Here is a 13851-nt window from a genome sequence, read left to right as displayed (position 1 = left end):
TGGTGATGAATGTAAATGATAACTTGCTGAAAGAGTTAATTTACTGCTGTCAAATTCAGTGGGAAGCGTTTATTGATAAACCACAAAATTGCGCTTGATCGATACAGTTAATCTGTAATTGAATATTACTGAGCCATTGTTGTTGATTAATAGCAGACCATGAAACTGATGCTTTTCGTTCGCCGGCTTGATAGGTGATAGTGTAATCTGCTGCGGTTAGTCCTTCGATCATGAAAAAACCATCAGAGTCTATTTTATAAGTAAGCTGATGTTGGGTGCTATTGTTGAGAAAAGTAATCGTCGCATTGGTGTGACCATCAAAATTTGTGATGTAGCCATCGACTCCAAAAATACGATTTAAGCTGATAATGACATTGGTTACACCGCCTTTTTGAGTATTAATCAATACTGGGTTAAATTGTGGCTGTAAATTTATATCAATGGTTTCAGGATCGAGTGTTAATGCGACATTATCAGCAATAGCAACCCCTTCTATTTTAAACAACCCATCAGTATCAGACATTGTCTGTTTACGGTAAACATTAATTTTAACATTAGGAATAGGGCTTCCTGTATGGTCAATTATTTGCCCGTTAATGGTCGCATAACCATAATCATTAGGATCCATTGAGGATAATAGCCAGTTATTCGATTTTGCAAGTTTAAGCCCATAACTATAACGGGCTGATACTGAAATTGAATTAAGAGTCGCGCTGGTTGTTAACTTTAGGGCAGGGTTTAATTCAATCGAAAAAGCAGCAGACGCTGTTAGATTGTTTTTATAAGACGCATTAAAGCTATAACTGCTTAGGTTTGAGGTTATAAGTGAGGGAAAAAAACAATTATCGCATTGGTAACGATAGTTTACATTATAAGCTAATTGATTATCCTGAGGTGAACGTAGAACGTTTAATTCTAATGCCTCAGAGGCACTTTTTATGTAGTTAAACGCAAGCGCATATTCTGTATAAGGGGATTTATTAGCACGAGTGTCATTGATGGTAAATGCGCCAGATAGCATTGAATTAAATTGAGAACGAATAGTCACGTTAGTATTAAGATGTTCATCATTTTTGATCGCATTAACCGCTAATGATGCCAGACTATTATAATATCGATATTCAAGTTGGCTAAATTGTTGCTCATTGTTGGCAGAAAATAAATTAGAGCGATTATAATTAAGTTTTAAGTAATGATTTGCATAAAGATTGAAGTCTATTTCAGCTAAAATATCATTACGAGGGGCGATCCAAGCAAGGGTCATACCGATGTTTGAGGTTGGAATCGCGCGAAAACCAACAGTAAAATCTGTGGTTTCATTTGAGTGGTAAGCACTCAAGCCTAATGTAAGGTTATTCTGTAAACCATAACTAAAACGCGCACGTTTACGTTGTATATTGTCGATTTCGCCCTGAATCGAATATGCGAAACGACCTTGTTTGAGAACGGATTCAGAAGTGTTTGCTATATGAATTTGTGTATCGACGATCTTTCCTATTCCAATACGTTCTTTAAAGTTAACCATATCGCCGGGCATAACTGAAAAACCGTCAACAATGTATCTTCCTGAATTATTGGCTTGCACCGTTTTGACAAAAATACCATTAACATAGATATCGACATAAGCATCCGCAAGGGTCGTTCTTTCATCATAAAAACCGCCTTCGCCGTCACTTTCATAGTTAGTCAGGCTATAGCCATTTTTAGTATGGTAAATACTATTGGTCATTGATTCAGGAATGACAATATCGCCAATAGTTAAACTGCTATCTGCAAGAATGTTTTCATAGAAATAGCGGTAATAACTAAAGATATCAGCGCTATTTGATTGCATTGATACATCGAAAAATTGTTGGTTGTTACGAAAAAAAAATCGTTCGCGACCTCTACGCGAAATTGTTGTGCAGTATATTGAGTGGTAAGTGATAATCGATTTTGTATCATTGTTGTATTGGTTGGTGGGGTACGCGGTTGAGCGTTTTGGCGGTTAAGCATTTGTGCTTTTTTGATTGAGATAGAACGAGCGAGATCAATACTTTCTTGAATGTCTGTCGGCGATAGATGACGCGTTTGTATTTTTAATATGTAGCTATCAGGATCCCAATAAACACTGGCATCAAAGCAAACTCCAATATCTTGCCAATGCAACCAATATTGCTCCTCCTCATGCTGAACTGTTATCTGATGGCGTTTTTTATTTGATGTCGTATAACAATGAAGCTTATTGAAATCAATCGTTGTTTGATTATCCGCTGGTTTTAAAGCCACAAAATAATGGCAACGATCATTGTTACATTTCTCTTCAAGCCCATAAAGTAAGGGCAATAAAGTTGATATATTTACATAAGGTGTTTCATTATCGACAAGCACCCTAAAAAAAGAGTCATAACGCTCATTAGTTTGAATTTCGATAAATGCTTCTGATAAGTTTTCTGCAAATAAGGATGAAGAAAAAAACAGAAATAGGATGTTATAAACAGATTTCTTGTTGTTCATCATTAACCTTAATCGTTGTTTTTCCTTTATAAGCAATATTGAGGTCAGATTGGCGAAGAAGAATTAATTGTTTATAGATATTATCGTTTAATAATTCTATTTTTTGCTGGTAGCGAGAGTTATTAATTATCTTGAGTTTATTATTACTACATTGAATGATAGCTTTAGGTGGTGAATTAGTATCTTTCTTTTGATAATAAATAGGTATCGATGAATTAACGAGCATTGTTAAATCAAATGAGATCGATTCATTATTATTTGCTGGAGTATTTACTTTTCTGATAACTTCTTGAGTAAACTTTAAATGAGTGCGGTATTCACCTTTTTCATAACTATTTGGTAACTCAGCAATACGTAATCTGACAATTTTTCTTTCATTTGGCATTAACTTGCTAATAACAGGTGGGGAGACTCGAAGGAAAGGCGTAAGATCCTCCATCTCTGGTGTCATATTATTATGCCGAGTTTGATATTCAGCCATTGGCGAGGCAATAAAAGAAGGGGCAATACGGACTCTAATCGGTTTATCTCCAGTATTTGAAACGAGAAATTTTTGAGTCGTATTTGCTTCTGCTGTAATCACTCTTAATGGCGCTATCTTCATATTTGCCATTGCGTGATGGGAGAAAAATAAAATGAAGATTAATAATCGATACATGGTAATTCCTTTTATTTTATATACTCCGCATGTAACATCAGTGATGTGATAAACTCTCCACTGCGCATTTTAGCAGGTATAATAATTGTTCCATCAATACTTAATTTTTTTGAATAGCCTTTAGAGTTGATAACAACTAAACCTTTAGAAGTAAAACCATCTCTGTATGTTATATTTTTAATGAAAATATGATTTTTTTTACTTTTTAGTGTGTCAATTTTAACATGAGAATTAGGCTTTCCTTTTAGCTTAAAACTAAAGCTTCCACTTTCAATATTATGTTTAGAAAATTTTACCTGTTGTGAATAATGGCTTTCAACAACAGTGATGACAATATTCTCTTGTTCAATAAATTCAAGCGAAAAAGCATTTGTACTTATAAAAAGGAAAGCGCATAAATACTTATTGATAGACAACGGTAACATTAAATGATCCGGTATAGTTACCCACAGTGAGTGCTCCAGTTGCATTATCAATATCTGCAGTACCGCCAGCTTTAACTTCTGTGGCACCGTTTAAGACCACTGATGCGTTATTTAAATTAATACCAACTACAGGAATTGTTTTTGTTCCATCAGTGGTATGAGTTAAGGTTGTTGTTGCTTCTGTTGAAACATCAACCGTCAAGCCATCATGACCACTTACTGTAAATGCTGCTGCACCACCGTCCGTTGTAGCGACAATAACATCTGTTGTTCGATCGGAGAATATAGTTCCAAAATCTAATGAGCTGGTTTGTGAAATAGATAGAGGAGGAATAATCTCAATGGTTGCTTGAATACTTCCTACTTCAGCTTGTGCTAATGATGGCATTATTGCTAATGTAACAAAAGCTAACTTCCTCATCGATTTATGCATAATACACCCTCTTATTTTGATTGTTTTTCACTCTATTTAAAGTTAGTCGATGAAATTATGAAACTCAATCGATTAGCTATGATACTTAAGAATAAAAAATTACCATTGGATAGAATAAAATATCACTTCTTTCATAGAGTTATTTTATGCATCGATTTTATTGAGGGAAATAAATCGAATATTCTTATTTATGAGAAAATAAGGCTGTAGAGAAATGTAGGATTTAATAATGAAACAATAAAAAAAGTTACAAGACTCTTTTTATTGTTATCATTATTTTTGTTAGTGAAGGCTATTTTTCTATTATTTTTTCAACAAAATGAACATAGATGATTAATATCATACTAATGCTGAATAAATGTAATAAATATTCTGCATCTCTGGTGTTTGATAATGTTTCACTAAAAATCATAGCGGCTGTGACGACAAATGATGAGATAGCTGATTTTATTAACCATGGACGATGTTTGTTAGTCAAAAATTCTTTTTTTATGATTGACATAAAAATGAATAAAAAAGGCAGGCATTGTAAAACAATGACTGTAGGAAATAAAATGTCGAAAAAGGGGCTAAAAAATAAATGGCCTATTCGGCTATTATCCCAACTATCAACAATACGATCATGCCAACCATTCCATGTTAAACCATAATAAGCTGTTTCAGGGTGAATTATACCTAGAAAAATTCCAACTATTTTATCAAGAAAGCCATTTTTTAACCAATACGCAGCTAAAAAGATCTGTACAGGAATTATATATAAAGAAAGCTTTTTCACTCATTGTTATCCTAATAATAATGCAAGCTGAATAATAATGAATTATTTCCTTAATTCTTAATGTAAATACGCTTTTAAATGGAAGCGATATCACAAAGTTGACAAATAAAGAAAAATGTATTTATTTGATGAATATAGAGGGGGCAGATATTGCATCTGGTTATTTGATTTGTGAATATAAGAAGTGAACTATTTAATATAGTTATTTATTAAGTGCTGTTATTTGTTTATTTAATAACTACTGTTTAAATGCTTTATGTTTTCCGTCGTTGAACAGTATTTTTCTACAAACAAGATAATAATTAACAGTTGAATCTATATAGTAGGGATGGGTTCATTAAAGTCATTCCTGCAAGATTCATTGCTGAGTTCAGTCTCTGGATATGTCGATCAACATTATAAAAAGCGGCTTATATTAACTGATCCATAACTAAAGATATGGTTAAAAAATCAAAATATTTAATGTGTAAACTTTCGTGATTTAAACTAGTGAGTCGAGAATATGTCTTGATTACCTGAGAGTGAGACATATTCTCTATTTGAAAGGAGAGTTATTTGGACAGTTTGTCTAAAAAAAATAAACCTTGTTTTAAACCATTAACGGTTAAGGTGTTATAAAAGCTATCGATATCTGCTAAATATTGGCTTATTGCTTGTTTTTCTTCTTTATTGTTAGTCATATTTAAAAAAATAAGGCATACAGTTCCTGTTCTTGAATGGATCACTTGCTCTAATAACTGAGTACCTGCCTGTGATGATAATTTAACACCAAGATCTAAGGTATTATTTGTCATTGCGTGACTGAAAACCGATAGTAATGCATTATCAATATCTTGTTTTTGTGAAAATAGGTCAGCAAGAAATTTGACATGCTTAGTCGCGAGTGCTGTTATCATATTCTCAAGGTTTTCAGGTATAGGAGATGCCAACCATCTAAACATATCATTAGATGTTACCGTCGTTATTTGACGACAGGTATTCGCTTGCTCTATTGCATAGTCGTGATTTGAGATATAAAACATATTAAAGCAATGTTGTATTACCCATTCAAAGTTAACTTTAGGCGCCGTGATGTTGTGTTGAGAAAGAATATTGGCAGCAGTGTTTTTGGCCTCACTATGTAGTGACTGCACCATTAAGTATAACGTGAAAAATATCTTAGCTTGATAAACAGCTTCATGCATTCGATCGTCGATAGACGGCGAACGTGCTGTTAGCTCCGTAAATGTCGCTATTTCCCTAACAGCGGCTTGAATATGTAGTTCGATACTGACTGTATCACTTAATCTTGTACTCATTAGCGTATTCCTTTTTCGCTGGTACACTTTAATTGTGGTACAGATTTGTCATTTATGCATAGTATAAGAATTATTCTGTGGATAATGTTCACTTTTTTTGAAGGGGGATTTAATCTGCTTAAGCTGTAATATCTGAAATTTAAGGAATATAATAAGTAAAAAGTATAAATAGATAAACAAACCATGAATATTACTTATAGCGAAAATAGACATTTACGAAAATTTTTTCATTTACAACAACAATATCAAGAAATTATTTATAAAGATGTAAGAGAGCGGCTACCACATTTAATTCTTACACAGTCAGCAAAAATAAAGACGGCTAGACAATTGCGTAATAATGGTTTAAGAATTTATGAATATAAAATTGTGGCGGCTAAAGACGCCGTATTTCGATTAGCTTATACGTATTTTAATGATACGATTAACGTTATTTATATTAGCCAAACAATTATCAAACATCAGTTTTGTCAATTATTGGCAAAAACTGAACTTGTTGATTAATAAGTGTTATATTGCAATAGTACTTAAAAAAGCCGTTAAATAATGTTAACGGCTTATTTTTAGATGAAATGTTTTATTATGCTATTTTAACTAATTGTATTATCAATAGGTTCAACCCATAAGATACCGACTTCCTTTTTGACTACTTTTACAATAACACCTTTATTGATGGGTGATGTTGATTTAATGTGCCATTGAATGCCTGAGTAATTATATTGATACAGCGTTGATGGTGATAAGTTTTTTTCTAGTTCAAATTGGATAGTAGCAAAGTCACTATTTATATCAGTTTTAGCTGCTTTATTTTGCAATTTTTTCATCGGCTTCCAAAGTATAAGGGTTAATAACAACGTTATAATCGCTAAGGTTGAAATCGTACTCAACCAATTAGCATCAATAATACCTATGTAAATTAAACCACTCGTAAGGAGCATAGCAACGCCGAAAAATAGCAATACTAACGTACTGCAACCGAGTATTAGTACTTCGATAATAAGAGCTAATAGCCCTAAAGTGACTAATGTTTGCGGAATATTGCTAAACATATAACACCTTAGCTCTAGGATTTACCTGTCTGAGCTTTGTTAATTGAGTTAATGATTGATAAACCTTGAGCAACCATCGAGCTTGCATTGGTTGCATCATCTGCAAGAAGAACAACCGATGACTCTTTAGCAATAGCTTTTTTCGCCTCAATAGCTTTAGTTGCCAGCTCAAGTTGAATCGCTTTTTGACCTTGATCTGTATCTGCGGCTTCACCGATTTTTCTTAACGCTTGTGCTTGAGCTTCTGCAACGGCCAAAATAGCAGCAGCTTCACCTTCGGCTCTTAAAATTTGCTCTTGTTTATCAGCTTCAGCAGAAAGCACCTGCGCTTGTTTTTTACCTTCAGCAACATTGATTGCTGATTGACGATCACCCTCCGATTCAAGAATCTGTGCTCTTTTTTCACGCTCGGCTTTCATCTGTGCTTCCATTGCTTCCATCACAGAGCTTGGCGGTACGATATCTTTAATTTCGTATCGTAATACTTGTACACCCCAAGGCTCAGATGCGGTATTAATCGCTGCAACAATATTTGCATTTAAAAGGTCACGCTCTTCAAATGTTTTGTCGAGTTCCATTTTACCTAACTCGCTACGCATAGTCGTTTGTGCTAGTTGAGTGACAGCAAAGCGGTAATCATCAACACCATACGTTGCTTTGTAAGGTTCTAGAACGCGAAAATAGAGTACTCCATCAACCACAAGACTAATATTGTCTTTGGTTATTGCAGATTGTGATGGAACATCAACCGCTGTTTCTTTGAGGCTTCTTTTGGCACTAATACTATCAATAAATGGAATAAGGAAGTTTAAACCGGCCTCCTTGGTTGATCGATATTTACCAAAGCGTTCAATGAGCCATGCTTCATTTTGTGGTACGAAAATAATGCTTAATTTAAGTGTAACAACAATAAATATCAGTAAATACAGTTGTGGACTTGTAAGCAAGTTAGTTATGAGATCAAGCGGCATCTATATATTCCTTATGTTGATTAACCATCGAGTTTACTAATAGATTAATAAGGGGATTCATTACTTATTAATGTGTTTTTTATAAATTATCCTTATAGAACATTATCATATTTAACAATTATATTCATAACATATTGCTAATATTATGACATATTGCTACATAATGGTTAAGAGTGTGGGTGAGTGTGTTAATGTGAAATATTTACGGTACATGACCGTAGTTATTTATCTGGAAGAGGGGAGCGCGATAGGCATTATTGGGCAATAAATTATGGCTAAAAGGCGGTGGTGGCACTATATTACCACTTCATCGTTATTAGCCGTAGGGGGGAGGGGAAACATGTAAAATGATAAATTACTTATAATGTTTTGTTGGTAAAACGGTTAATGGATTATTTTTACTGCTGTGTAGCCAATAAAGACCCGAATTTTCACCTAATATGAGCTGTAATTTCTTCTGAGCGGCAATGATATAGTCATAACGAATTGCATTATTTTTATATGAACTAGACGCATTATCATCATCAGAAAAGATAATGGATTTATTTTCATTTAAATTGGCATTTGCTTGATAGGCCCAATGAAAAACTTCAGGAGTTATTTTTAAGGTCGCAATAAATTGAGCATCCTTTTTAATTATTGTTAACGATTCTGCTGATAGTGATAAGGCCTGATAACGTCCAGTTTTTTTATCGGCAATAAAACTGACTTTTGAGTAATCGAAAACATTATTTTTATCTGTTGGCGAGATATAAAAATTTGATACTTTATATGTTACGCCATAATCGCCAAGATATGAGCGGTAGACCACTGACAATGGTTCGTGGATAGCGTCAGAAGCGATACTAATATCTTCATGAAATAGCTTTTCATTATCAATAATAAGATGAGTGAATTGAGTCCATTCATCAGGAGCAATTTTATAACTGAAATCAGTCATCGGTATACATTGATTGGTTTCTGGTTTGACTTTACACCAAGCAATAGAATAAAAATCATCAGAGGTATAAAAATAGATTTTATGATCTGTTGTTATTATTTTTCCGTGCTTGTCTACCTGCTGTGAAAAAATAGCTTTGATTTTATTTCTTAAATCAACTTGTTGTTCTAAATTTTTGGTGATGAACGTTATATTATTAGTACCAATTTTTTCATTTTCGGTTAAAAAATGTGTTGGTTCTGTTTGAGCCGGTGACATATACCATGCACCGCTACCTAATAATGCCACGCCCAAAATAGCGACAGAGGCAACAGTCTTTTTATTAATTTTATTAATAATAGAGTGTGATTTTTGTTCGCTTAGATCAACCTCTTCTCGCGTAAATTCACGAATTTGATAGCCGACACGAGGCAATGTCTCAATCACATCACCTTTGTTTTGCTCATTAAGTTTTACACGTAACGCACGAATAACCTGAAACAGTGAGGCTTCAGTAACGATACGATCTGGCCAACCAACCTTGAGTAACTCATCTTTAGTGACAGGAGTACTATGATTTTCGATGAGGTAGCTAAGAATATATTGTTCTGACAAATTTAGCTTGAGCGTAGATTCAGATGTTTTGAGTACGCCTTGGCTTGCAATGAAGCATACTTTTGTTCTAAATCTTATTTGCTCAATATTTGCCATTTATAAACCTCACATATTAATTTTTAGTTTGTCAATTCTATCATGAAAGAGTTATAAAATGACTTATAGGTGTTAAAGTTATATCTAATTGTTGTGATAATATTAATTAGTACCATGAAATACAATAGGCTAAATGATTGTTCACATCGAAAAAATAAATAATTTACAAATAAGAATATTCCAAACTAGCGACAAACAAAAATATGCCATATGAGCACTTTTTTATGAGCAAAGATGTTATTTTTTATCAATAAATGATGTTAATTGACGTGATTTTTACATTTTATAGATTTAACTATGGTTGATAGCCTGAGTGAATAGTTGTTTCAAATAAAAGAAAGAGCATAAATACTCTTTCTTTAGATATCATTTATAGCTGTAATCGTAATTACTTTTGAAAAATCTCAGTAAACTCGCGTTTCATTGGCGGGTTACGACGAGCTTTCTTCAATTGTTTACACATGTCTTTAACGCAGTTAACCAGCACTTTATCAAGCATAGATGCTTTGTATTCAGCTTGTTCTTCTGCACTCATATCTTCTGGGAATTTGGTATCTTGCATTTCACCAAGGAAGTCTACACCAGAGTAACTTTGGCTTAGTGCAACAAGAGAGTGAAATTGCTCAAAATTATCCAAAACATTTTGTGCGCTGGCTGGCAATGTATTCCATGCCTCACGTGAAGTAGGCTCTGATACCTTATAAACGTTCACAAGCATATCAATCAACTCTGCTGGCACTTCTTCAAACTTGACTACTTGGCGAAGTTCTGGAGAACAGTCATCGAGTGTGAATACTGTTTCTTCAATGATTTGCTCTTCGTTGCTATTAATTTCAGACATAGTTTTTCCTAACGCATTGTGTTTTGAGAGGAGGAATCCTATATTCCTACTGATAAATGTCAATATATGATTATAAAAGTTATAATAAAAATTATTTTAGTAAATAGTCATGGTGCAATCACGCTGTTAAGGGATTTTTTTTATACCCAGCATATATGGCACGAACAATGCAATATGTTTTATATTGTATGCTTGCTATCGTATAAGGATCTAATATGGGAGTGATGCGGATTTTAATTGCCGATGATATCGCTAGTGAACGGTTATATTTAACGGCATGTTTAACTAATCTTGGTCATATTGTTAAGTCAGTATCATCAGGTGCTGAGCTCTTGAGTTGCTATACAGAGTTTAAGCCCGACTTGTTACTCATTGATATTGAAATGCCGAAACAAAATGGCATTGAATTAGTTCACACACTTCGGCATCAATATCAAGAGTGGGTACCTGTAATATTTTTAAGCGGACTTGATGATCCTCATATTATCGCAAAAGCCATTGATGTTGGTGGCGATGATTATCTGGTTAAACCTGTTAATGCGATTATTTTAGCCGCAAAAATGCAAGCGATGAGCCGAATTGCTGTTATGCGACAACGGTTAGAGCATACCACGATACAGCTACAGAAAATTAATAAGTTATTGTTAGAACAAGCAAATGAAGATCCACTGACGAAGCTTGCTAATCGTCGCTATCTTGATCAAAAGTTAAAAGAGTTTATTGCCTTACATGGACGCAACAATTTACCGTTAACAATTATCCTATTAGATGTCGATTTCTTTAAGTTATTCAATGATTTTCAAGGGCATATTGAGGGAGACAATTGTCTTAAATTATTGTCTACAAGTTTGAAAAAAATATTTAATCGCGCAGGGGAGGTTTGTGGTCGCTATGGTGGTGAAGAATTTATTATATTAATCTGTAATTGTGATGAAAAACAAGCAATTAAAGAGTGTCAACGACTAAAGGATGCAATTTTTCAGCTTGGAGTACCACATGAGAATTCGTTAATTAGCAATCAGTTGACGGTGAGCCAAGGTGCGATTTCATGGGTGCCAACAGGGCTTGAACTGGTTGAGAATTTATATCAAGCTGTTGATACCTTACTATATCAGGCAAAAGATAATGGTCGTGATCAATTTGTAACAGCAGAATACCCATATTCTTTAGTCAGCCATAATGAAAACTAATATTCACTTGTCTTTGGTCAAGATTACGGTATTTGATGAGCTAACTGCTTGCTGCTAAAGCTAAATGTGCTAGTCTTCTTAGAGTCTTTTTACACTGTATTGTAGTAATGGCTTTGTGAGTGGTGAATATCAATACTGTATTCTTACGCTAAAGCTATTTGGTAATGATGAATAGGATGATCATGGATATGCAATTAACAGAACACCAGGCTCGAGTGATTGGTTGCTTACTTGAAAAAGAAATTACAACTCCAGATCAATACCCTTTAACGCTCAATGCGTTAACGACAGCATGTAATCAAAAATCAAGTCGTGAGCCCGTTATGGCTCTTGATGAAGCAACGGTGCTTGATACATTAGAAGAACTAAAAGAAAAGCGAATGGTGAGCGATGTATCAAGTTTTGGTAGTCGTGTTTCTAAGTTCCAACATCGTTTTTGCAATACTGAATTTGGTTCATTGCAATTTAGTAAACAACAGCTAGCTGCTATTATTGTGTTGCTATTACGTGGACCACAAAGTGTGGGTGAAATTCGTACACGTACTAATCGTTTGTGTGATTTTGCTGATACGCAAGAAGCAGAGTTGGTACTTGAACAACTAGCCTCTGCCGAAAAAGGGCCTTATGTTGTTAAGTTGCCAAAAGAATCAGGTAAACGTGATTGCCGTTATATGCATTTACTAAGTGGCGAGATCGATGTTGATAATTATGTTCCCGTTAAGTCAGCTACTACGAGTAGTACAATTAATGAAGAGCGAATCATTGCGTTAGAGCAAGACGTTGAGCAATTAAAGTTACAACTGACTGAATTACAAGCAATGTTAGAATCATTGACAGAATAGTTTCTATTATTTACGAATACTGGTAGATTACTCAACCTGTATTCGTACAGCATTATCGTTTATATAGGCTCAGCATTATATGTTGAGCCTGTTTGTTTTATGGCTTGTTATCATGTCTACCATACCTTGGTTTGTTTATCTTATACGTACTCGTCAAGGGACACTCTATTGTGGTGTTACCACAGATGTTGGTCGTCGTTTTGAAGAACATCAACACAGTAAAAAAGGGGCTAAATATCTTAAAGGTAAAGGCCCTTTAACGTTAATGTGGTCACAACAAGTAAAATCTAAACGCGATGCAATGCAGTTTGAGTATCGAATTAAAAAACGTTTAACCAAAGCGCAAAAAGAAGATTTGATTGTGCAGAATACTTCTTTATATATGCTGTTTAGTGATTAAAACGTCAGCAGTATTTTTGTGTTTGTGTGTGCCATAAATAATCGATGGCCTGCGAACATTATTATTTAGAAATGATTACATTCATTAAGGTTTTTCCATGGCGATCAGTGCCACTATATACAAAGTAAATATTAACGTAGCAGACATGGATCGCCATGTTTATCTTGATAGTCAGCATACTGTTGCTTGTCATCCATCAGAAACATTGCAGCGTTTTATGCTGCGAGTGCTTGCATGGGGATTAAATGCAGACACCGACTTACAATTTACTAAAGGTGTAAGTTCTGCTGAAGAACCTGATTTATGGACTAAAAACTTAGTTGATGAAATTGAATTATGGGTTGAGTTGGGTTTACCTGATGAAAAACGTATCCGTAAAGCATCACATCGTGCTAAGAAAGTGATTGTTTATGCCTACGGTGATCATGCTGCACCTGTGTGGTGGCAAGCAAATAAATCTAAGATTAGTGCTCTAAAAAATGTATCAGTGGTCTTTATCCGTGATGAAGAATTAAAGAGCTTAGAGCAGTTAGTTGAGCGTTCAATGCAGTTGCAATTAACGATTGAAAGCGAGCAAGCTTGGTTAAGTGATCAACACGGTACAAGTATTTCGATTATGCCAGAATGGTGGCAGCGTTAATCAATACGATTATTATGTGTATTGCTAAAAAGAGTGGAATAAGTGCAGACTTATTCCATTTTTTTTGATCATTTTTAAGTAATAGTGAAGTGGCATAGTTAATTGGTTTTGGTATTATTTGGCTGTGGCATATTGATGGTGCTCATGGTAGCGTGAGTTAACGAATAAAATCAAAACACTACTTATAATGGGAATGATATTTT

16 protein-coding genes are annotated in these 13851 nt (G+C 34.3%); 5 read left to right on the top strand and 11 right to left on the bottom strand.

Annotation, left to right across the window (positions count from 1 at the left end):
* Nucleotides 1-55: 55 nt before the first annotated feature.
* The 7 genes from G6R09_RS02880 to G6R09_RS02850 form a co-directional block, all read right to left on the bottom strand.
* Nucleotides 56-1834 (bottom strand): carboxypeptidase-like regulatory domain-containing protein, encoded by a 1779-nt coding sequence (locus G6R09_RS02880; protein WP_163920406.1) that lies wholly within the window; start codon nucleotides 1832-1834, stop codon nucleotides 56-58.
* Nucleotides 1759-2499: a hypothetical protein gene (locus G6R09_RS02875; protein WP_146145151.1), complete on the bottom strand. Its 741-nt coding sequence runs from the start codon at nucleotides 2497-2499 to the stop codon at nucleotides 1759-1761. Before G6R09_RS02875 ends, G6R09_RS02880 begins: the two co-directional genes overlap by 76 nt.
* Complete coding sequence (locus G6R09_RS02870; protein ID WP_065176700.1) at nucleotides 2471-3154, bottom strand: molecular chaperone; 684 nt, start codon at nucleotides 3152-3154, stop codon at nucleotides 2471-2473. Before G6R09_RS02870 ends, G6R09_RS02875 begins: the two co-directional genes overlap by 29 nt.
* 11 nt (nucleotides 3155-3165) lie before the next feature.
* The gene (locus G6R09_RS02865; protein ID WP_065166777.1) at nucleotides 3166-3579 is read right to left on the bottom strand and encodes a hypothetical protein; all 414 of its coding nucleotides are present in this window, start codon (nucleotides 3577-3579) and stop codon (nucleotides 3166-3168) included.
* Nucleotides 3557-4012 carry a DUF4402 domain-containing protein gene (locus G6R09_RS02860; protein WP_065176699.1) on the bottom strand — a complete coding sequence of 152 codons (456 nt, stop codon included), beginning with the start codon at nucleotides 4010-4012 and terminating at the stop codon, nucleotides 3557-3559. The genes G6R09_RS02865 and G6R09_RS02860 overlap by 23 nt, the downstream gene beginning before the upstream one ends.
* 292 nt (nucleotides 4013-4304) lie before the next feature.
* Complete coding sequence (locus G6R09_RS02855; protein ID WP_065176698.1) at nucleotides 4305-4787, bottom strand: hypothetical protein; 483 nt, start codon at nucleotides 4785-4787, stop codon at nucleotides 4305-4307.
* A 551-nt stretch (nucleotides 4788-5338) separates the two neighbouring features.
* A complete protein-coding gene (locus tag G6R09_RS02850; RefSeq protein WP_163920404.1) occupies nucleotides 5339-6085 on the bottom strand; it encodes a hypothetical protein in 747 nt (248 codons plus the stop codon).
* A 183-nt stretch (nucleotides 6086-6268) separates the two neighbouring features.
* Between G6R09_RS02850 and G6R09_RS02845 the strand changes: the two genes are divergently transcribed.
* Complete coding sequence (locus G6R09_RS02845; RefSeq protein ID WP_065176697.1) at nucleotides 6269-6589, top strand: hypothetical protein; 321 nt, start codon at nucleotides 6269-6271, stop codon at nucleotides 6587-6589.
* 86 nt (nucleotides 6590-6675) lie between these two features.
* On the opposite strand, the gene G6R09_RS02840 is transcribed toward G6R09_RS02845, so the two are convergent.
* The 4 genes from G6R09_RS02840 to G6R09_RS02825 form a co-directional block, all read right to left on the bottom strand.
* Nucleotides 6676-7134 (bottom strand): NfeD family protein, encoded by a 459-nt coding sequence (locus G6R09_RS02840; RefSeq protein ID WP_163920402.1) that lies wholly within the window; start codon nucleotides 7132-7134, stop codon nucleotides 6676-6678.
* 14 nt (nucleotides 7135-7148) lie between these two features.
* Nucleotides 7149-8105, bottom strand: coding sequence for an SPFH domain-containing protein (locus G6R09_RS02835; RefSeq protein ID WP_065166783.1), 957 nt, complete (start codon nucleotides 8103-8105; stop codon nucleotides 7149-7151).
* A 355-nt stretch (nucleotides 8106-8460) separates the two neighbouring features.
* Nucleotides 8461-9735, bottom strand: a complete 1275-nt coding sequence (locus G6R09_RS02830; protein ID WP_163920400.1) for a winged helix-turn-helix domain-containing protein — start codon at nucleotides 9733-9735, stop codon at nucleotides 8461-8463.
* A gap of 388 nt (nucleotides 9736-10123) precedes the next feature.
* Nucleotides 10124-10576, bottom strand: a complete 453-nt coding sequence (locus G6R09_RS02825) for a DUF3069 domain-containing protein (RefSeq protein ID WP_065166785.1) — start codon at nucleotides 10574-10576, stop codon at nucleotides 10124-10126.
* Between the two features lie 215 nt (nucleotides 10577-10791).
* Here G6R09_RS02825 and G6R09_RS02820 point away from each other — a divergent pair, with 215 nt between their 5' ends.
* From G6R09_RS02820 to G6R09_RS02805, 4 genes are all read left to right on the top strand, one after another.
* A complete protein-coding gene (locus G6R09_RS02820) occupies nucleotides 10792-11766 on the top strand; it encodes a diguanylate cyclase (RefSeq protein WP_065176694.1) in 975 nt (324 codons plus the stop codon).
* A gap of 182 nt (nucleotides 11767-11948) precedes the next feature.
* Entirely contained in the window at nucleotides 11949-12608 is a 660-nt protein-coding gene (locus G6R09_RS02815; RefSeq protein ID WP_065166787.1) for a YceH family protein, read from the top strand.
* A 112-nt stretch (nucleotides 12609-12720) separates the two neighbouring features.
* On the top strand, nucleotides 12721-13008 hold the full coding sequence (locus tag G6R09_RS02810) for a GIY-YIG nuclease family protein (RefSeq protein WP_163920398.1): 288 nt from the start codon (nucleotides 12721-12723) through the stop codon (nucleotides 13006-13008).
* A gap of 97 nt (nucleotides 13009-13105) precedes the next feature.
* Nucleotides 13106-13648 carry a YaeQ family protein gene (locus G6R09_RS02805; protein WP_060999382.1) on the top strand — a complete coding sequence of 181 codons (543 nt, stop codon included), beginning with the start codon at nucleotides 13106-13108 and terminating at the stop codon, nucleotides 13646-13648.
* Nucleotides 13649-13851 lie beyond the last annotated feature (203 nt).

The organism is Photobacterium sp. Alg240-V54 (genome assembly GCF_900537155.1).
In the GTDB taxonomy this organism is placed as follows: Bacteria; Pseudomonadota; Gammaproteobacteria; order Enterobacterales; family Vibrionaceae; genus Photobacterium.
Note: the sequence above shows the minus strand (reverse complement) of the source record. Positions and strands in the feature narration are given on the sequence as shown.

What these genes read in the sequence shown, in the direction of transcription:
- G6R09_RS02880 (WP_163920406.1), bottom strand. Translation starts at nt 1,834, where the DNA reads ATGCAATCAAATAGCGCTGATATCTTTAGTTATTACCGCTATTTCTAT.
- G6R09_RS02875 (WP_146145151.1), bottom strand. Translation starts at nt 2,499, where the DNA reads ATGATGAACAACAAGAAATCTGTTTATAACATCCTATTTCTGTTTTTT.
- G6R09_RS02870 (WP_065176700.1), bottom strand. Translation starts at nt 3,154, where the DNA reads ATGTATCGATTATTAATCTTCATTTTATTTTTCTCCCATCACGCAATG.
- G6R09_RS02865 (WP_065166777.1), bottom strand. Translation starts at nt 3,579, where the DNA reads ATGTTACCGTTGTCTATCAATAAGTATTTATGCGCTTTCCTTTTTATA.
- G6R09_RS02860 (WP_065176699.1), bottom strand. Translation starts at nt 4,012, where the DNA reads ATGCATAAATCGATGAGGAAGTTAGCTTTTGTTACATTAGCAATAATG.
- G6R09_RS02850 (WP_163920404.1), bottom strand. Translation starts at nt 6,085, where the DNA reads ATGAGTACAAGATTAAGTGATACAGTCAGTATCGAACTACATATTCAA.
- G6R09_RS02845 (WP_065176697.1), top strand. Translation starts at nt 6,269, where the DNA reads ATGAATATTACTTATAGCGAAAATAGACATTTACGAAAATTTTTTCAT.
- G6R09_RS02840 (WP_163920402.1), bottom strand. Translation starts at nt 7,134, where the DNA reads ATGTTTAGCAATATTCCGCAAACATTAGTCACTTTAGGGCTATTAGCT.
- G6R09_RS02835 (WP_065166783.1), bottom strand. Translation starts at nt 8,105, where the DNA reads ATGCCGCTTGATCTCATAACTAACTTGCTTACAAGTCCACAACTGTAT.
- G6R09_RS02830 (WP_163920400.1), bottom strand. Translation starts at nt 9,735, where the DNA reads ATGGCAAATATTGAGCAAATAAGATTTAGAACAAAAGTATGCTTCATT.
- G6R09_RS02825 (WP_065166785.1), bottom strand. Translation starts at nt 10,576, where the DNA reads ATGTCTGAAATTAATAGCAACGAAGAGCAAATCATTGAAGAAACAGTA.
- G6R09_RS02820 (WP_065176694.1), top strand. Translation starts at nt 10,792, where the DNA reads ATGGGAGTGATGCGGATTTTAATTGCCGATGATATCGCTAGTGAACGG.
- G6R09_RS02815 (WP_065166787.1), top strand. Translation starts at nt 11,949, where the DNA reads ATGGATATGCAATTAACAGAACACCAGGCTCGAGTGATTGGTTGCTTA.
- G6R09_RS02810 (WP_163920398.1), top strand. Translation starts at nt 12,721, where the DNA reads ATGTCTACCATACCTTGGTTTGTTTATCTTATACGTACTCGTCAAGGG.
- G6R09_RS02805 (WP_060999382.1), top strand. Translation starts at nt 13,106, where the DNA reads ATGGCGATCAGTGCCACTATATACAAAGTAAATATTAACGTAGCAGAC.